We start from the raw sequence: 17,892 nt of genomic DNA, 5'->3' as shown, positions 1-17,892 counted from the left end.
GGCTCACCGGCGCCAGCAAGGCCTACGCCCAAACAATAAAAACAACAGCAAGAGAGCGCCCCCATGACCCCGCAAGAAATAGAACAAATCCGCCTGCACCCGGACTTTATCCAACTGGTACGACGCAAACAGAAGCTCTATTGGTCCCTGACCCTGGCCATGCTGGTGATCTATTACGGCTTCGTGCTGCTGGTGGCGTTCTCCCCCAGCACCCTGGGTCGGTCGCTCAATGGCGGAGTGACCACGGTCGGCATGCTGGTGGGCGTAGTGATCGTGCTGCTGGCCTTCGCCTTGACCGGCTTTTATGTCTACCGCGCCAACCATGTGATCGACCCGCTGAATGAAAAACTCAAGCAGGAGTGCGCTCAATGAAAGCACTGCCGGCGTTATTCCTGCTGCCCGGCCTGTTGCTCAGCGATCTTGCGCTGGCCGCAGAAGGCAGTGCACGACCGTTGAACTGGAACGCCATCGGCATGTTCCTGGTGTTTGTGCTGTTTACCCTCGGAGTCACGCGCTGGGCCGCCCTGCGCACCCGCTCGGCCAGTGATTTCTACACCGCCGGCGGCGGCATGAGCGGCTTCCAGAACGGCCTGGCGATTGCCGGCGACATGATTTCCGCAGCGTCCTTCCTCGGCATCTCGGCAATGATGTTCCTCAACGGCTACGACGGCCTGCTGTATGCCCTGGGGGTGTTGGCCGGCTGGCCGATCATTCTGTTCCTGATCGCCGAGCGCCTGCGCAACTTGGGCAAATACACCTTTGCCGACGTGGTCTCCTACCGCCTGGAGCAGACGCCGGTGCGCCTGACCTCGGCCTTCGGCACCCTGACCGTGGCGCTAATGTACCTGGTGGCGCAGATGGTCGGCGCCGGCAAGCTGATCGAATTGCTGTTCGGTATCAGCTACCTCTATGCAGTGATGCTGGTGGGCGTGCTGATGGTGTTCTACGTGACTTTCGGCGGCATGCTGGCGACCACGTGGGTACAGATCATCAAGGCGGTGATGCTGCTGTTCGGCACCACCTTCATGGCCTTCATGGTGCTCAAGCACTTTGGCTTCAGTATCGAGGCCATGTTCGCCGGGGCCACAGCGGTACACACCAAGGGCACGGCCATCATGGCCCCTGGCGGCTTGCTGTCGAACCCCATCGACGCTATCTCCCTGGGACTGGGCATGATGTTCGGCACCGCCGGCCTACCGCACATCCTCATGCGCTTCTTCACCGTCAGCGACGCCAAGGAAGCGCGCAAGAGCGTGTTCTACGCCACCGGTTTCATTGGTTACTTCTACCTGCTGCTGATCGTGGTCGGCTTTGGCGCCATCGTCATGGTCGGCACCGAGCCCGAGTACCGCGACGCCAGCGGTGCCATCGTCGGCGGCGCCAACATGATCGCCGTGCACCTGGCACAGGCGGTGGGCGGCAACCTGTTTCTCGGTTTCATCTCGGCGGTGGCCTTCGCCACCATCCTCGCGGTAGTGGCCGGGCTGGCCTTGTCCGGCGCGTCGGCGGTGTCCCACGACCTGTATGCCTGTGTGATTCGCAAAGGCCAGGCCACGGAAAAACAGGAAATCCGCGTCTCGCGGATCGCCACTCTGTGCATTGGTGTGCTGGCGATCATCCTCGGCCTGCTGTTCGAGTCGCAGAACATTGCCTTCCTTTCCGGGCTGGTACTGGCGATTGCCGCTTCGGTCAACTTCCCGGTGCTGTTCCTGTCGATGTTCTGGAAAGGCCTGACCACCCGTGGTGCCGTCAGCGGCAGCATGGCCGGGCTGGTCTCGGCGATTGTCCTGCTGGTGCTCAGCCCCGCGGTGTGGGTCAACGTCCTGCACCACGAACACGCACTGTTCCCTTACTCCAACCCGGCCCTGTTCTCCATGAGCCTGGCATTTGCCTGTGCCTGGCTGTTCTCGGTCACCGACCGTTCGGCTCGGGCAGATCTGGAACGCGGGCGCTACCTGGCGCAGTTCATCCGCTCCATGACCGGGATCGGCGCTTCCAGCGCCAGCAAACACTGACATTGGCTTGATAACAGGGAATAAAAATAATGCACCCCGTTTACCTCAATGCGCGCAAAACTCCGCTGTACCTGCTGACGGCCGCCAGTCTGCCGCTGTTCGCCCCACCGGCCCAGGCCGACTTTGTCAGTGACAGCAGCGCGCGCCTGGAAATGCGCAATCACTACATCAACCGCGACTTCCGCCAACACAACGCGGCGCAGTCCAAGGCCGAGGAATGGGCCCAGGGCTTTACCGCGCGCATCACCTCCGGATTCACCGAAGGCACCTTCGGTTTCGGCCTGGATGCCCTCGGCGAATTGGGGCTCAAGCTTGATTCCAGCCCCGACCGCCGTGGCACTGGGCTGCTGCCATATGGGCGCGACAGCCATGAACCGGCGGACCAGTTCAGCGAGCTGGGCCTGACCGGCAAGGTCCGCGTGGCCGACAGCGTGCTGAAAATCGGCACCCTGCAACCTTTGCTGCCGGTGGTCACCTACAACGATACTCGCCTGTTGGGCTCGACCTTCCAGGGCGGCCTGCTGACCAGCCAGGACATTCGCGACCTGACCCTGAATGCCGGGCGCCTGACCAAGACCAACCTGCGTGACTCATCGAGCAACGATGACATCGGCTACGGCGCCGCCACCAGCGATCACTTCGACTTCGCCGGCGGCAGCTACGCCTTCAACCCGCAACTGAGCCTGAGCTACTACTACGCCAAGCTGGACCAGATCTATCGCCAGCAATTTGTCGGCCTGCTGCACACCCAGCCCCTGGGCAACGGCTTCAGCCTGCGCAGCGACCTGCGTTACTTCGACAGTCGCGGCGACGGCATCGAGCGCGCCGGGCGCATCGACAACCGCAACTTCAACAGCATGTTCACCCTGGCTCATGGCGCCCATAAAGTCAGCGCCACCTGGCAGCAACTGTCCGGCGACAGTGCCTTTCCGTTCCTTAACGGCGGCGACCCGTACGTGGTCAACCTGGTGACCTACAACACCTACACCCGGGCTGACGAGGACTCCTGGCAACTGCGCTACGACTACAACTTCGCCGCCCTCGGCGTGCCCGGCCTGAGCTTCATGACCCGCTACACCGACGGCCGTCACGCCAAGGCCGGCGCCGTGGACAACGGCCGCGAGTGGGAACGCGACACCGACATCACCTACGTGATCCAGAGCGGAGTGCTCAAGGACGTCAGCCTGCGCTGGCGCAACGTGACCTTTCGCTCGGGCAACGGCCTGACCACCGCCCTGGATGAGAACCGCCTGATCGTCGGTTACACCCTGGCCCTTTGGTAAACCCCAACCGGCGCCGAACGGGCGCCGGCCGTTTTTTTCTTCCGGAGCAATCGTGATGACTCACGCCCCTACGCTGCAAAGCTTCATCGCCGGTCGCTGGATTGGCCAACACGCTGCCCAGGTCCTGCGCAGCGCGATTGACGGCCACGAACTGGCGCGCATCCACGAAGAACGCCCGGACTTTGCCGAAGCTGTCGAGCACGCTCGGCGCCAGGGTGTCGCGGCGCTGATGGCGCTGGATTTCCAGCAACGGGCGCAACGGCTCAAGGCCCTGGCCCTGTACCTCAGCGAGCGCAAGGAACAGTTGTACGCCCTGTCCCACCACAGCGGCGCGACCCGGGCCGACAGCTGGATCGATATCGAGGGCGGCAACAGCACCCTGTTCACCTACTCCGGCCTGGGTTCCCGGGAACTGCCCTCGGGCAACATCGTCCACGAAGGCCCGGCGCTGTCACTGAGTAAACTGGGAAGCTTCGCCGGTACCCATATCCTGGTGCCCCGGGGTGGCCTGGCGGTGCACATCAACGCCTTCAACTTCCCGATCTGGGGCATGTTGGAAAAATTCGCTCCCAGCTTCCTCGCCGGTATGCCGTGCATCGTCAAGCCCGCCAGCTCCACCAGCTACCTGACGCAAGCCGTGGTACGCCTGATGGATGAGTCGGGCCTGCTGCCTGCCGGCAGCCTGCAACTGGTGATCGGTGGCACCGGCGACCTGCTGGACCGGCTGCAAGGCCAGGATGTGGTGACCTTCACCGGTTCGGCCGATACCGCCGCCAAGCTGCGGGTCAACCCCAACCTGATCCGCCATTCGGTGCCGTTCAACGCCGAGGCCGACTCGCTGAACTGCGCCATCCTCGCCCCGGACGTGAGCCCGGACGATGAGGAGTTCGAACTGTTCATCAAGGAAGTCGCTCGGGAAATGACGGTCAAGGCCGGCCAGAAATGCACCGCGATCCGCCGCGCCATCGTTCCGGCCAAGCACATCGATGCCGTGGCCGAACGCCTGCGCGCACGCCTGGCCAAGGTGGTGGTCGGCGACCCATCGGTGGAAGGGGTGCGCATGGGCCCACTGGCTTCCCACGACCAGCAACGTGACGTCACCGAGCGCCTGCAGAGCCTGCTGCGCAGCAGCGACCTACTGTTTGGTGCCAAGGACGGCTTTGCGCCGCGTGGCGAAAACGTCAACCAGGGCGCATTTTTCGCCCCGACCCTGCTGCGTGCCCGCGATCCCCATGCCGAAGGCGGTGCTCACGACATCGAGGCGTTCGGCCCGGTCAGCACCCTGATGACCTACGACGATCTGGATGAAGCGCTGGTCCTGGCCGCGCGCGGCAAAGGCAGCCTGGTGGCCAGCCTGGTCACCAAGGACCCACGCATCGCGGCCCGGGCGATCCCTGTCGCAGCGGCCTGGCACGGGCGCCTGCTGGTGCTGGACCGCGAGTCTGCCGCCGAGTCCACCGGCCACGGCTCGCCCCTGCCACAACTGAAACACGGCGGCCCGGGCCGGGCCGGTGGTGGCGAAGAGCTGGGCGGCCTGCGCGCGGTGAAACACTACCTGCAACGGGCCGCGGTCCAGGGTTCGCCGAGCATGCTGGCAGCTGTCACTGGGGAATACGTGCGCGGCGCCAAAGTGATCGAGACCGAGGTCCATCCGTTCCGCCGTTACTTCCAGGACTTGCAGATCGGCGAATCGCTGCTGACCCATCGGCGCACAGTCACCGAAGCCGACTTGGTGAACTTCGGCTGCCTGTCCGGTGACCACTTCTATATGCACTTCGATGACATCGCGGCCAAGGAATCGCAATTCGGCAAGCGCATCGCCCATGGCTACTTCGTGCTCTCGGCAGCGGCCGGGCTGTTCGTCTCGCCAGCGCCCGGCCCGGTGCTGGCCAACTACGGCCTGGACACCCTGCGCTTCATTAACCCGGTGGGCATTGGCGACACCATCCAGGCCCGGTTGACCTGCAAGCGCAAGATTGACCAGGGTAAAACCAGTCCCCAGGGCATTCCTCAGGGCGTGGTGGCCTGGGATGTGGAAGTCACCAACCAGTTGGGCGAATTGGTGGCCAGCTACGACATCCTGACCCTGGTGGTCAAACGCGACGACTGAGTCCTTTGCCCCCCACACCTCTCCTGGGAGCTGGCTGCCGGTTCCTAGGGGAACCAGAAGATAATTGTGGCAAAAGATTTCATCGTTTCTTGATTCTAAAACCGGCTTGCGGCAAGTTGCGCGCTTCTTACTGCAAAGGAGCAGCCAATGTCCGGTTCAATGGCCCAGGCGTTCGCCCATAATTTTCTCGGCCACTCGCCCCGCTGGTACAAGGCCAGCATTGTCGCCTTCCTGCTGCTCAATCCCCTGCTGTTCTACACCGTCAGCCCGGCGGCGGCCGGCTGGTGCCTGGTAATCGAGTTCATCTTCACCCTGGCCATGGCCCTCAAGTGCTATCCGCTAATGCCCGGCGGCCTGTTGCTGGTGGAGGCCATGCTACTGGGCATGGCCACGCCCCAGGCGCTGTACGACGAACTGGTGCACAACTTCCCGGTGATCCTGCTGCTGATGTTCATGGTGGCCGGTATCTACTTCATGAAGGAGTTGCTGCTGTTCCTGTTCTCCCGGTTGCTGCTGGGGGTGCGTTCCAAGGCGTTGCTGGCGCTGCTGTTCTGCTTTCTGTCGGCATTCCTGTCGGCCTTTCTCGACGCGCTGACCGTCACCGCGGTGATCATCAGCGCCGCTGTGGGTTTCTATTCGGTGTATCACCGGGTGGCCTCCGGCAACGATCCGCGCCAGGACAGCGCCTTTGGTGATGACCAGCAGCTGCCGGCCCTGCATCACGACGACCTGGAGCAGTTCCGTGCGTTCTTGCGCAGCCTGCTGATGCACGGCGCCGTAGGTACGGCCCTGGGTGGTGTGTGCACCCTGGTGGGCGAACCGCAGAACCTGTTGATCGGTCATGAAATGGGCTGGCACTTCGTCGACTTCTTCAGCAAGGTGGCGCCGGTGTCGCTGCCGGTACTGGTGGCCGGCCTGGTGACCTGCGTACTGCTGGAGAAACTGCGCTGGTTCGGCTACGGCACTTTGCTGCCGGACAATGTGCGCCAGGTGCTGGCCAACTACGCCGCGGAAGACAACGCCCAGCGCACCTCGCGCCAGCGGGCGGCGTTGCTGGTTCAAGGTTTGGCCGCGCTGATCCTGATCGTCGGCCTGGCCCTGCATGTGGCCGAGGTCGGGCTGATCGGCCTGCTGGTGATCGTGCTGATCACCGCCTTCACCGGGATTACCGATGAGCACCGGGTGGGCAACGCCTTCAAGGACGCCATGCCCTTCACCGCGTTGCTGGTGGTGTTCTTTGCCGTGGTGGCGGTGATTCACCAGCAGCAGTTGTTCACTCCGTTGATCGAGTGGGTGCTGGCGCTGCCGGCGGATCAACAGCCGGGCATGCTGTTCATCGCCAATGGCCTGTTGTCGGCCATCAGTGACAACGTGTTCGTCGCCACCATCTACATCACCGAAGTGAAGCAGGCCTTTATCTCCGGGCAGATGAGCCGTGAACACTTCGAGACCCTGGCCATCGCCATCAACACCGGCACCAACCTGCCGAGCGTGGCCACACCCAATGGCCAGGCGGCCTTCCTGTTCCTGCTGACCTCAGCGATTGCACCACTGGTGCGCCTGTCCTATGGACGGATGGTCTGGATGGCCCTGCCTTACACCGTGGTGATGGGGTTGCTGGGCTGGTATGCGGTGAGTTACTGGCTGTAAGGACCCAGTGGCCGGCGAAGGCTGCGTCCGATGGGGCAGCCCTTGATGGCGAGAGGGCTTCGGCAGGCCCGGTTAGCACAGCCTGCGTCAGCGCTGGAGGATGTAACGCTCGATCGCCTCGGCGGCGCCGTCTTCCAGGTTGCTGCCGGTGATCACATCGGCCTGGCGCTTGACCTGTTCCTCCGCCTGGCCCATGGCAATCGACAAACCGGCACGCTGGAACATCGCCGGGTCATTGCCGCCATCACCCAGGGCCGCCGTGCGCTCCAGGGGCACTCCGAGGTACTTGGCCAGGGTTACCAGGGCCTGGCCCTTGTCCGCCTGCAACGCGGTGACATCAAGGAAGCGTGGTTGCGAACGGGAGGCCTGGGCCTGCCCAGAAGTCCGCGCCTGCAGCCGGGTTTCCAGCGCCATCAACAACCGATGGTCACTGCTGGCGGCCACAATCTTGTCGATGCGCGGCAGGTACTCGTCGAAACTGCCCACCACTTTCGGCGCATACCCCAGTGCCTGACGCTCAAGGGGCATCAACGGCCCGTCGAGGTCACGCAGTAGCCATTGATCGTCGGCAAACACCCAGGTTTCGATACCCGGTTGCGCTTCGAACAACAGCAAGGCAGTGACTGCCGCTGCCACAGGCACGTGGTGGCGAACCAGGCAGCTGCCATCGGGGTTGACGATGCTGCCCCCGTTGAAGCCCACGGTGGGCAAGTCCACACCCAGCGCCTCGATCTGCTGCAACATGGCCCGGGGCGGACGCCCGCTGGCCAGGCTGAAAGCGACACCGGCATCGCGCAAGGCCCGGACCGCGTCGAGGGTACGCGGGCTCAGGCTGTGATCCGGCCGCAGCAGCGTGCCGTCCAAGTCGCTCAGCAGAAATTCGATGGGGCGCGCCTTCACGCCACTCATCCGAGGGTGTGCCAGACGCGGCCGTCCCGGGCCAGCAACTCATCACCCGCGGCCGGACCATCCTCGCCCGCAGGGTAACTCTGCAAGGCTGCGTCCTGCTTCCAGGCGTCGAGAAAGGGTTGCACCGCACGCCAGCCGTTCTCGATGTTGTCCGCTCGCTGAAACAGCGTCTGGTCACCGATCAGGCAGTCGTAGATCAGGGTTTCGTAACCGGTGGACGGCTGCATTTCGAAGAAGTCGCGGTAGGCGAAGCCCAGTTCGATGTTGGCCATGTCGAGGCTCGGCCCGGGTTTTTTCGCCAGCAGGTCGAACCACATGCCTTCGTTGGGTTGAATCTGGATCCGCAGGTAGGTCGGCGACAGGCGCTCGACCTCGGTATTGCGAAATTGCGCGTAAGGCGCCGGCTTGAAGCAGATGACGATCTCGGTGTCGCGCACACTCATGCGCTTGCCGGTGCGCAGGTAGAACGGCACCCCAACCCAGCGCCAGTTATCGATCATCACCTTCAAGGCGACATAGGTTTCGGTGTGGCTGTCCGGTGCCACGTTGGCCTCCTCGCGGTAACCCGCCAGGGTTTTACCGGCCACTTCACCGGCACTGTATTGGCCACGTACCGAGTTGGTCCGGGCCTCTTCCATGGACCAGGGACGGATCGCCCCCACGACCTTGGCCTTCTCGCCACGCACCGCATCGGCGCCAAAGGCCGCGGGCGGTTCCATGGCCACCATCGCCAGTAACTGGAACAGATGGTTGGGCACCATGTCGCGCAGGGCGCCGGTGTGTTCATAAAAGCTGCCACGGGTTTGGACCCCGACGGTTTCCGCCGCGGTGATCTGCACGTGGTCGATGTAATGGTTGTTCCAGAACGCCTCGAACAGGCTGTTGGAAAAACGGCTGACCAGAATGTTCTGGACGGTTTCCTTGCCCAGGTAATGGTCGATGCGATAGATCTGCTTTTCGCTCATCACCTTGAGCAGGCAGGCGTTGAGGGCTTCGGCGGTCTGCAGGTCGGAGCCGAAGGGCTTCTCGATCACCACCCGGCGAAACGTCTCCGGCCCTTCCTTGAGCAGCCCCGAAGTCGCGAGGCGCTGCACCACTTCACTGAAGAAGCGCGGCGCGGTGGCCAGGTAGAACACCGCATTGCCAGTGCCGCTGGCGGCAATCCGGGCCGCCAGCTCAACGTAGGTGGCGTCATCGAGGAAGTCGCCCTGGACATAGCTGATCCCACGGGTCAGCCGGGCCCAGACAGCGGCGTCCACAGACGCCCCCTGCCCTTGTTTGTTAAGTACTTCATCGCGAAGGAAGTCTTCCAGCAGGGTGGCGAACTCAGCGTCGCTCACTGCGTTGTGGTCGACGCCGACAATCCGCAATCCCTCATCCAGCAAGCCGTCACGGCTCAGGTTGTACAGCGCGGGGGTCAACAGGCGCTTGACCAGATCACCGCGGGCACCGAACAGGAATAGCGTGGTCGGCGGCGCCGGCAACGCCTTGGACTTCTTTCGCGTTGAGGTCATTTCTTCCCAGTCTCCACATGGCCGCCAAAGCCGAAGCGCATGGCCGACAGCACTTTGTCGCCGTAGGTACCTTGGCCGCGCGAACGGTAGCGGGAGAACAACGAGTTGGACAGCACCGGAACCGGCACCGATTGCTCCATGGCGGCCTCGATGGTCCAGCGGCCTTCACCGCTATCGGCCACGGAGCCGGAGAAACCGTCAAGTTTCGGGTCGCTGGCCAGGGCGTCGGCAGTCAGGTCCAGCAACCACGAGGACACCACGCTGCCACGGCGCCAGACTTCGGCGATGTCGCCCACGTTGAGGTCAAAACGCTGGTCTTCCGGGAGGTTTTCCGAAGACTTGGTCTTGAGGATGTCGAAGCCCTCGGCGAAGGCCTGCATCATTCCGTACTCGATGCCGTTGTGGATCATCTTGACGAAGTGCCCGGAACCGGCGGGACCCGCATGGATATAGCCGCGCTCGGCACGGTCATCGGTAGCCACCCGATCCTTGGTCCGCGCAATCGAACCCAGGCCCGGGGCCAGAGCGCTGAACAAAGGATCCAGGCGCAGCACTTCATCGGCATCGCCGCCGATCATCATGCAGTAGCCGCGTTCCAGGCCCCAGACGCCGCCGGAGGTGCCGACGTCGATGTACTTCAGGCCCTTTTGCGCCAGGTCCCGAGCGCGACGGATATCGTCCTTGTAGTAGGTGTTGCCGCCGTCGATGATCACGTCGCCCGGGGCCAGCAACTGGCTCAGGGTGTCGATGGTTTCTTCGGTAGGTGCGCCGGCGGGCAGCATGACCCAGACCGCGCGCGGTTGTTCCAGGCCGGCTACCAGCGCTGGCAGGTCGGCGACGCCCTTGGCGCCTTCTGCGGCCAGGGTGCTGACAAAGTCGCTGTTGCGGTCAAAGACTACGGTTTCGTGCCCATTGAGCATCAAGCGCCGTGCAATGTTGCCGCCCATGCGGCCCAGTCCAATAATCCCCAGTTGCATGTGCTGATGCTCCTACTGCAAAAAATTCAAATCAAAAATGTGTAGCCCATGGGGCCGGGTGAAACTTCAAGGTGCGCAACTATACAAGGCAAAAAGCCCCAAGACAGCGCAATCTTCAGACATAAAGCGACTTTCTGTAGCGACCTGCAGCCAACACGGCCTGCAAAGGCCCCACTCAATACCCCGTCCGACACGGCCTTATTGAGGATTAGTCCCAACACTCTGGACGAAGTTTCCAAATCCTTGGGTGGATAACGACGTAAATCACTTGGAAGGCACAAAGACCCCGAAAAATAAAAAGTTCCCTTTGCCAAAAAAAGAAATAAAATTGCCGCCGATAATGCTTTGCGCAAGGAATGCGGACAACGAAGCATAGTTGAGACACGCCATTTGCGAGGTGAGCAATGGGCACCGTACTACCAGCACGACCTGCACAAACCCTGTACGTCACCATCCGCCGTGACGAACTGCGTCAACTCAAAGACCAGCGCGATCAGTTGCAACAGGAACTTGCCCAGTTGCGCCTGCAACTGCAGCACCAGGAGCAAGCGCAAGCGCTGCACCTTTCCTCCGCGAGCTGAGACTCGAACGTCGAGCGCAGGCCTGCCCTGCGTTCATCTGCAGCCGCCCGTTGTTGCATGCCATGACGTTTTCAGCGCAATAGTTGCCAGCCCCTGTTGAACGCCGGGCAGCGCACCGCTGAACCCACAAAAATCCAACGCCTCTGTCACAAAGTTTTCACACTTGCCTATCGATACTCCAGGCCATTGTGGCCGTTTTGTTACACGAGGACGGCCCTCATGAGCGACGCCCAGCCGGCGCGCAATGATCATGGATTCCTAGGGAGCGCTGAATGGCATTGTTCAAACGCAGTGGTACATCTGCGAAAGGTTTTGACTGGATGGGACTGCTCTGGCTGTTCCTGTTCTTCTGGTATTTCTCGGGCATCACCCAGCTGCTGATCCAGCTCACCGACACCTCCGGATTCACCGGCTTTCGCCAGGCGTTCTTCATGAGTGCCATCTGGCTCGCGCCGATGCTGCTGTTCCCGGCACGCACCAAAGTCATGGCCGCGGTAATCGGCGTAGTGCTCTGGGCCTGTTCCATGGCCAGCCTGGGCTACTTCTTCATCTATCAGCAAGAGTTCTCGCAAAGCGTCATCTTCATCATGTTCGAGTCCAACCCCTCGGAAGCCGGTGAATACCTGACCCAGTACTTTGCCTGGTGGATGCTGCTGGCGTTCATTGCCCACACCGCATTCGCAATCTTCCTCTGGAGCCGCCTGCGCCCGGTCTACCTGCCTCGGGCCCAGGGCCTGATCGCCGCTACGGCGATCCTGCTGGTGATTGTCGGCTACCCGCTGGTCAAGCAGATCTCCCGCGCCGACACCGTTGCCCTTGGCCTGGAAAAATTCGAAACCCGGATCGAGCCCGCCGTGCCCTGGCAGATGCTGGTTGCCTACCGCCGCTACCGTGAGCAACTGGACGGCATGCAAGGCATGCTCGACAGTGTCAGCAAGATCCCGCCACTGACCAACCTCAAGGACAGCATGGCTGGCCAGCCGGCGACCCTGGTGCTGGTGATCGGCGAGTCGACCAACCGGCAGCGCATGAGCCTCTACGGCTACCCGCGCCAGACCACCCCGGAGCTGGACAAGCTCAAAGACCAGTTGGCGGTCTTCAACAACGTCATCACCCCACGCCCCTACACCATCGAGGCGTTGCAGCAGGTACTGACCTTCGCCGACGAAGAAAACCCCGACCTGTACCTCAAGACGCCGTCACTGGTCAGCGTAATGAAGCAAGCGGGCTACAAGACCTACTGGATCACCAACCAGCAGACCATGACCAAGCGCAACACCATGCTCACCACCTTCTCCGAGCAGGCGGATCAGCAGGTGTACCTGAACAACAACCGCAACCAGAACGCCCGCCAGTACGACGGCGACGTGCTCGAGCCCTTCACCAAGGCCCTGGCCGACAGCGCGCCACGCAAGTTCATCGTGGTGCACCTGCTGGGCACTCACATGAGCTACCAGTACCGCTACCCGCCAAGCTTCGACAAGTTCACCGATCGCCAGGGCGTACCAGCCGGCGTGCGCGACGATCAGGTACCCACTTACAACAGCTACGACAACGCCGTCCTGTACAACGACTTTGTAGTTTCCAGCCTGATCAAGGACTACGCCAAGACCGACCCCAACGGCTTCCTGCTGTATCTGTCGGACCACGGCGAGGACGTCTTCGATTCTGTCGGGCACGACACCCTGGGACGCAACGAAGCCAAGCCGACAGCGCCGATGTACACCATCCCGTTCATGGCCTGGGCCTCGCCAAAGTGGCGGGAAACCCATGATTGGAGCTTTGCTTCCGACCTCAGTCGGCCTTACAGCAGCTCGCAGTTGATACACACCTGGGCGGACCTGGCGGGCCTGAGCTTCAATGAGCTGGACCCGAGCCGCAGCCTGGTCAACGACAGCTTCAAGGCGCGGCCGCTGCTGATCGGCGACCCTTACTCGCGCCAGAGCAAGGCACTGATCGACTTCAGCTTGATGAAACCCAAACCGCCTGCCGACGCCGCGGTGGTGCAGCAGTAAGATCTACCTCGGGGGCCGCAATGGCCCCCGATTCGTTCTGCCTCCCCCTTCCCCTCCTCATGGCAGCCCGCTTGCTGACGAACCGGTGCCAGCGCCTTGCTGCGCAGTCAAAGCCACTGCGCAAGCAGAAAACTCCACCCGGCGGTTCGTGCAAAAATGTCGTGCCGACACATGATGTCAAAAATGTAATCTTCGATTCAGGCTGACGTTAACCCTCAGTTAATAGACTTCGGTGAAACTTTGCTCCTCACTTGTTGAGCAGTGACGAAGCAAGTACCGAACACTCTTAAGCAGGAAACGCAGCATGAAACTTTCAACTCTTGTACTCAGTGGCTTGATCCTGGCGGGCTCCAGCGCCGCCTTTGCCGAAGGCGGTTCCGAACGTGTGCAACAGTTTTACGAGAACTTCCGTGTCAGCCAACAACAGGTTCACGGCGATAAAACCGAGAACACCGCACAGGCTGACAAGCAGAAACCCGTCTCGCCATATTCCGCATCGGACGCCAAGCAAAAACAGCCTGACGCCTGATCCCGCGATTTAAGCAAGTCCCACTCTGAACACTGTGCTCCTTTGGCAGAGATGGATGTTTGGCGCCCTTGCGGGCGCCTTTTTTTAATACTTCCCAGCAGCATTCTTTCAAGCCGATGACCAAGACATTACAACTCTGTCATTCACGGCCTTGGCTATTTCAGTTCAATTAACATGCCGCAGCGTGACAGCATTCAAAACATGAGCCTCACGACTTCCTGGCATGCCCCCTTGCCTGAAAACAGCCGCTACCGGTGGTCCCCCCAGCAGCTCGCCGACTATCGGAAGTCTTCTAATTATTTGAATTATTTAAGTTAATTTATTGACCCTGTAGCTACTTTAGGCTTCAGCATCGAGTCATTGGATCCCCCCTGACGATTTTCAAGAGGACATGACAATGCGCATTCTGGTGATTGAAGATGAGCCGAAAACCGCGGACTACCTGCACCAGGGATTGACCGAAAGTGGTTATATCGTCGACCGCGCCAACAATGGCGTGGATGGATTGCACCTGGTTGAACAGCAGCCCTACGAATTGGTGATTCTGGATATCAACCTGCCCGGCAAGGATGGCTGGCAAGTATTGCAACATATGCACCGGCAACATCCCGCGCGGGTCATGATGCTCACCGCTCGAGGACGCCTGGAAGACAAGGTCAAGGGACTGGATATGGGCGCAGATGATTATCTGGTCAAGCCTTTTCAATTTCCCGAGTTGCTGGCCCGAGTCCGCACCTTGATGCGCCGTAGTGAGCCCGTAGCCCAACCGCAAGTCTTGCAAGTTGCCGACTTGCAACTTGATCCGCGGCGTCACCGGGCCTATCGCGGTGACCGGCGTATTGACCTGACCACCAAGGAGTTCACCCTGCTGCATGTATTGATGCGCCACTCGGGGGAGGTGCTGACCCGCACGCAAATCATTTCCCTGGTCTGGGACATGAACTTCGATTGCGACACCAATGTGGTGGAAGTTTCCATTAGTCGCTTACGGGCAAAGATCGATGACGCCAGCGAAGTCAAACTGATCCACACCCTGCGTGGCGTCGGTTATGTGCTGGAAGTACGCCAATGAATTCGCGCCCTCCGCCAGCCCCCAATAACAGCCTGTCGATGCGCCTGGGGCTGACCGTCAGCCTGATGGGCGCAGCACTGGTGCTGCTGCTGGCGACCCTGGCCTACCTGGCCCTGAACCACGAGTTGGACAACCTGGCGCGCAAGGGCCTGGAGAGCAAGCTGGAGCAGATCCAGCACAGCCTCACCAGCGACCTCAAGAGCAGCGATCTAGCGGCCCGCCCTCATTCCCTGCTGGACCTGGTGATGGGCCACGACAACCTGCAACTGAGCATCCTGGGCAACGACCCGCGAGCCGAACCCTTGCTGAATGTCGGCGGCAGCGACCAACAGCCCCTGCCCGAAGCCCTGCGAGCGACGGCCGCAGACGGCTACTTCGATTGGCGCGACAGTCGCGGCGAGCAACTGCTCAGCGCCTCCCGACAAATGAACCTGCGCAATGGCGAACAGGTACAGGTGGTGCTGAGCCTGGACCGCAGCAACGATCAAGCACTGCTCAGCGCCTACCTGCGCTCCACGGTCATCGCCTTGCCGCTGTTGCTGCTGTTGATCGGCATCGGCGCCTGGTGGCTGGTGCAACGGGGCCTGCTGCCCCTGCAGCAGTTCACCCGGGTCGCCGCGAAGGTCACCACCCAGGACCTGACCCATCGCCTGAACCTGGACAAGCTGCCCCGGGAATTGGCGGAATTGGGCCAGGGCATCAATGTCATGCTGCACCGCCTGGATGGCGGCGTGCAGCGGTTGTCGCAATTCTCCGACGACCTGGCCCATGAACTGCGCTCGCCCATCAGTAACCTGATGGGCAAGGCCCAAGTGACCCTGTCCCGGGAGCGCCCCCCGGAGGAATACAAGGGGGTGCTGGAAGCCAGCATCGAAGAACTGGAGCGGGTCACGCGGATCGTCGCCGACATGCTGTTCCTCGCCCAGGTCAGCCAGCCCGCATCCCAGGCCCGCTTCACCCGGGTGTCACTGGGAGAAGAAGCGCGCCGAGTCATGGACCTGTTTGCCCTGAGCGCCGAGGACAAGCAGCTCGAACTGCAGCTGAGGGGGGACGCCTGGGTCCTTGGCGATCGCCTGATGATCCAGCGGGCCATCTCCAACCTGCTGTCCAATGCCATCCGTCACAGCCCGCCCCGGGGTCGGGTCAGCCTGCGAGTCGAGCACCAGTTGCAGAATGTGAGCCTCAGTGTGAGCAATCCCGGGCCGGGCATCGCCGATTGCCACCTGCCCCACCTGTTCGAGCGTTTCTATCGGGTCGACAGCAGCCGCACCCGGGCCGAAGGCGGCACTGGGCTGGGACTGGCGATTGTCCGCTCGATCATGAGCTTGCATCAGGGGCGAGCCGAGGCCAGCAGCGTAGTGGACGAACTGACCGAGTTTTGCCTGGTGTTCCCCAAGCTCGACCCGGCGCTGCATGACAGCTAGGCCAGCCAGGCCCCCAGCGCCGCTCCCAGCAGCACCAGGGCCCAAGGCGGCACCCGGCCACTGCGCAGCAGCGCCCAGGCCAGCAGCACCGCCGCCAGTTCCAGGGGGCCGGTCACGCTGCTGCTCCACAGCGGCTGATACAGCGCCGCCGCGAGCAAACCGACCACCGCCGCATTGACCCCGGCCAGTGCGGCCTGAATACCCTGGCGATGGCGCAGGACCTGCCAAAAAGGCACCACCCCGATCACCAGCAGCAGCCCCGGTAGAAAAATCGCCAGCAGGCAGACCAGCGCCCCCGTCCAGCCATCAATGGCGGCGCCAAGAAAAGCCGCAACGCTGAACAATGGCCCCGGCACCGCCTGGGCACTGGCATAACCGGCCAGAAACAGTTGGCTGCTGACCCAACCCGGCTCCACCACCTGAGCCTGTAACAGTGGCAGCACCACATGACCGCCGCCAAACACCAGGGCGCCAACCCGATAGAAACCATCGAACAGGCTTAACAGCTGGCTTGGCCAGAGCAGCGCCAGCCCGGGCAAAAGCACCAGTAACAGCAACGCCAGGCTCAGCGCCACAATCCCCTGGCGACGATTTGAGCCCGAAGCCCGGACTTCGATCTGCGCCTCGAACACCGGCTTGATCAGCAGCGCCCCCAACAGCGCCGCCAGCACCATCACCGCCAGTTGCACCCCCAGGCCCGGCCAACGCAGCACCAGGACTGCAGCCAGCAACGCGATGACCATCCGCAGCGGACCACGGCACAGGCTCCAGGCCATGCCCCACAGGGCTTGGGCCACTACCGCCACGGCTACCAGTTGCAGGCCCTTGAGCGCTCCCGGGGGAACACCGGAGCCCAGTCCCAGGGCCAACAGGGTCAGGGCCAGCGCCGAGGGCAAGGTGAAACCGGCCCAGGCACACAGAGCCCCCGGCACCCCGCCACGAGCCAAGCCCAGGGCGATGCCGACCTGGCTGCTGGCCGGCCCCGGCAGAAACTGGCACAGGGCGACCAGCTCGGCATACGCCGCCTCCCCCAGCCAGTGCCGACGCTGGACGAATGCCTGGCGGAAATACCCCAGGTGCGCCACCGGCCCGCCGAACGAGGTCAGTCCCAGGTGCAGAAACACCAGGAAGATCTGCCAGGGTGTCTCCGTGGCACGCGGGGCCTCTCCAGGGGATGTGACATCGGGCATTACAAAGCCTTGCTCCAGAACAACATGCGGCCATGGGCGGGGTCGAGCATGGCGCTGGCAAAACCGCAGGCCTGATAGGCCGACTGGGCCTGGGTATTGCCCTCCAGCACTTCCAGGGTGATCTTGCAGCAGCCACGCTGGCGGGCAATGTCCTCGACTTTCTGCAGCATCCGCTTGCTCAGTCCCTGGCCGCGAAAGCTATCGAGCACCACCACGTCATGGACATTCACCAGGGGCCGGCAGGCAAAGGTGGAGAAACCCTCGAAGCAGTTGACCAGCCCCACCGGCTGGCCACCGGCAAAGGCCAGCACCGTGAACGCCTGGGGTCGCTTGGCCAGTTCCGCCGGCAACTGCCCAAGCAGGTCCGCCGCCAGCGGCTGCCCCCCGCCCATGGGGTCCTGGGCATAGTGATTGAGCAGTACGCCTATGGCCTCGGCATGCACCGGGTTGCTGTAACTGGCTTGCAGAACCACGACATCGGCAACGTCCATGTTCATCCTCGATCAACACATGAAAGTGAGCACTCAGGGCTCAGGCAGCCTGGATTGTAGGCTGAGGGATTTGACCAAACGAAGATTCTTCATCTACTCACCACAGAAAAATCTTAAATAATGCTCAGCGCT

15 protein-coding genes are annotated in these 17,892 nt (G+C 62.2%); 10 read left to right on the top strand and 5 right to left on the bottom strand.

Annotated features, from left to right (window positions below; translation table 11 throughout):
- Nucleotides 1-63: 63 nt before the first annotated feature.
- The 5 genes from GV818_RS04760 (at nucleotide 64) to nhaB (ending at nucleotide 7,058) form a co-directional block, all read left to right on the top strand.
- Nucleotides 64-372 carry a DUF485 domain-containing protein gene (locus tag GV818_RS04760; protein ID WP_161775922.1) on the top strand — a complete coding sequence of 103 codons (309 nt, stop codon included), beginning with the start codon at nucleotides 64-66 and terminating at the stop codon, nucleotides 370-372.
- The gene (locus GV818_RS04755; RefSeq protein WP_161775921.1) at nucleotides 369-2,015 is read left to right on the top strand and encodes a cation acetate symporter; all 1,647 of its coding nucleotides are present in this window, start codon (nucleotides 369-371) and stop codon (nucleotides 2,013-2,015) included. The genes GV818_RS04760 and GV818_RS04755 overlap by 4 nt, the downstream gene beginning before the upstream one ends.
- 29 nt (nucleotides 2,016-2,044) lie before the next feature.
- Nucleotides 2,045-3,298: an OprD family porin gene (locus GV818_RS04750; protein ID WP_161775920.1), complete on the top strand. Its 1,254-nt coding sequence runs from the start codon at nucleotides 2,045-2,047 to the stop codon at nucleotides 3,296-3,298.
- A gap of 55 nt (nucleotides 3,299-3,353) precedes the next feature.
- Entirely contained in the window at nucleotides 3,354-5,408 is a 2,055-nt protein-coding gene (gene paaZ / locus GV818_RS04745; protein ID WP_161775919.1) for a phenylacetic acid degradation bifunctional protein PaaZ, read from the top strand.
- A 147-nt stretch (nucleotides 5,409-5,555) separates the two neighbouring features.
- Nucleotides 5,556-7,058, top strand: coding sequence for a sodium/proton antiporter NhaB (nhaB, locus tag GV818_RS04740; protein WP_161754919.1), 1,503 nt, complete (start codon nucleotides 5,556-5,558; stop codon nucleotides 7,056-7,058).
- A gap of 87 nt (nucleotides 7,059-7,145) precedes the next feature.
- Here nhaB and GV818_RS04735 read toward each other — a convergent pair whose 3' ends face one another.
- The 3 genes from GV818_RS04735 to gnd are packed head-to-tail and all read right to left on the bottom strand — an operon-like array spanning nucleotide 7,146 to nucleotide 10,458.
- Nucleotides 7,146-7,967, bottom strand: a complete 822-nt coding sequence (locus tag GV818_RS04735; protein WP_161775918.1) for a Cof-type HAD-IIB family hydrolase — start codon at nucleotides 7,965-7,967, stop codon at nucleotides 7,146-7,148.
- Nucleotides 7,964-9,481, bottom strand: coding sequence for a glucose-6-phosphate dehydrogenase (zwf, locus tag GV818_RS04730; protein ID WP_161754924.1), 1,518 nt, complete (start codon nucleotides 9,479-9,481; stop codon nucleotides 7,964-7,966). The genes GV818_RS04735 and zwf overlap by 4 nt, the downstream gene beginning before the upstream one ends.
- On the bottom strand, nucleotides 9,478-10,458 hold the full coding sequence (gene gnd / locus GV818_RS04725; RefSeq protein ID WP_161754927.1) for a phosphogluconate dehydrogenase (NAD(+)-dependent, decarboxylating): 981 nt from the start codon (nucleotides 10,456-10,458) through the stop codon (nucleotides 9,478-9,480). The genes zwf and gnd overlap by 4 nt, the downstream gene beginning before the upstream one ends.
- A gap of 404 nt (nucleotides 10,459-10,862) precedes the next feature.
- On the opposite strand from gnd, the gene GV818_RS34055 reads away from it, so the two are divergent.
- The 5 genes from GV818_RS34055 to GV818_RS04705 all read left to right on the top strand — a co-directional run bounded on the left by GV818_RS34055 (nucleotide 10,863) and on the right by GV818_RS04705 (nucleotide 16,079).
- Complete coding sequence (locus GV818_RS34055) at nucleotides 10,863-11,039, top strand: DUF6026 family protein (protein ID WP_178124722.1); 177 nt, start codon at nucleotides 10,863-10,865, stop codon at nucleotides 11,037-11,039.
- A gap of 272 nt (nucleotides 11,040-11,311) precedes the next feature.
- On the top strand, nucleotides 11,312-13,054 hold the full coding sequence (locus GV818_RS04720; RefSeq protein WP_161775917.1) for a phosphoethanolamine transferase CptA: 1,743 nt from the start codon (nucleotides 11,312-11,314) through the stop codon (nucleotides 13,052-13,054).
- A 304-nt stretch (nucleotides 13,055-13,358) separates the two neighbouring features.
- A complete protein-coding gene (locus GV818_RS04715; RefSeq protein WP_161754931.1) occupies nucleotides 13,359-13,583 on the top strand; it encodes a hypothetical protein in 225 nt (74 codons plus the stop codon).
- A gap of 397 nt (nucleotides 13,584-13,980) precedes the next feature.
- Nucleotides 13,981-14,655 (top strand): heavy metal response regulator transcription factor, encoded by a 675-nt coding sequence (locus tag GV818_RS04710; protein WP_161775916.1) that lies wholly within the window; start codon nucleotides 13,981-13,983, stop codon nucleotides 14,653-14,655.
- A complete protein-coding gene (locus tag GV818_RS04705) occupies nucleotides 14,652-16,079 on the top strand; it encodes a heavy metal sensor histidine kinase (RefSeq protein WP_161775915.1) in 1,428 nt (475 codons plus the stop codon). The genes GV818_RS04710 and GV818_RS04705 overlap by 4 nt, the downstream gene beginning before the upstream one ends.
- On the opposite strand, the gene chrA is transcribed toward GV818_RS04705, so the two are convergent.
- On the bottom strand, nucleotides 16,076-17,269 hold the full coding sequence (gene chrA, locus GV818_RS04700) for a chromate efflux transporter (protein WP_161775914.1): 1,194 nt from the start codon (nucleotides 17,267-17,269) through the stop codon (nucleotides 16,076-16,078). The two genes, GV818_RS04705 and chrA, sit on opposite strands and share 4 nt — an antisense overlap.
- Complete coding sequence (locus GV818_RS04695) at nucleotides 17,269-17,760, bottom strand: GNAT family N-acetyltransferase (protein ID WP_161754940.1); 492 nt, start codon at nucleotides 17,758-17,760, stop codon at nucleotides 17,269-17,271. Before GV818_RS04695 ends, chrA begins: the two co-directional genes overlap by 1 nt.
- Between the last annotated feature and the right edge of the window lie 132 nt (nucleotides 17,761-17,892).

Source organism: Pseudomonas sp. Fl4BN1 (assembly GCF_009908285.1).
GTDB lineage: Bacteria > Pseudomonadota > Gammaproteobacteria > Pseudomonadales > Pseudomonadaceae > Aquipseudomonas.
This window is presented reverse-complemented; position numbering and strand designations above follow the sequence as displayed.

Coding starts and splice junctions, on each gene's coding strand:
- GV818_RS04760 (WP_161775922.1), top strand. CDS start 64: ATGACCCCGCAAGAAATAGAACAAATCCGCCTGCACCCGGACTTTATC.
- GV818_RS04755 (WP_161775921.1), top strand. CDS start 369: ATGAAAGCACTGCCGGCGTTATTCCTGCTGCCCGGCCTGTTGCTCAGC.
- GV818_RS04750 (WP_161775920.1), top strand. CDS start 2,045: ATGCACCCCGTTTACCTCAATGCGCGCAAAACTCCGCTGTACCTGCTG.
- paaZ (WP_161775919.1), top strand. CDS start 3,354: ATGACTCACGCCCCTACGCTGCAAAGCTTCATCGCCGGTCGCTGGATT.
- nhaB (WP_161754919.1), top strand. CDS start 5,556: ATGTCCGGTTCAATGGCCCAGGCGTTCGCCCATAATTTTCTCGGCCAC.
- GV818_RS04735 (WP_161775918.1), bottom strand. CDS start 7,967: ATGAGTGGCGTGAAGGCGCGCCCCATCGAATTTCTGCTGAGCGACTTG.
- zwf (WP_161754924.1), bottom strand. CDS start 9,481: ATGACCTCAACGCGAAAGAAGTCCAAGGCGTTGCCGGCGCCGCCGACC.
- gnd (WP_161754927.1), bottom strand. CDS start 10,458: ATGCAACTGGGGATTATTGGACTGGGCCGCATGGGCGGCAACATTGCA.
- GV818_RS34055 (WP_178124722.1), top strand. CDS start 10,863: ATGGGCACCGTACTACCAGCACGACCTGCACAAACCCTGTACGTCACC.
- GV818_RS04720 (WP_161775917.1), top strand. CDS start 11,312: ATGGCATTGTTCAAACGCAGTGGTACATCTGCGAAAGGTTTTGACTGG.
- GV818_RS04715 (WP_161754931.1), top strand. CDS start 13,359: ATGAAACTTTCAACTCTTGTACTCAGTGGCTTGATCCTGGCGGGCTCC.
- GV818_RS04710 (WP_161775916.1), top strand. CDS start 13,981: ATGCGCATTCTGGTGATTGAAGATGAGCCGAAAACCGCGGACTACCTG.
- GV818_RS04705 (WP_161775915.1), top strand. CDS start 14,652: ATGAATTCGCGCCCTCCGCCAGCCCCCAATAACAGCCTGTCGATGCGC.
- chrA (WP_161775914.1), bottom strand. CDS start 17,269: ATGCCCGATGTCACATCCCCTGGAGAGGCCCCGCGTGCCACGGAGACA.
- GV818_RS04695 (WP_161754940.1), bottom strand. CDS start 17,760: ATGGACGTTGCCGATGTCGTGGTTCTGCAAGCCAGTTACAGCAACCCG.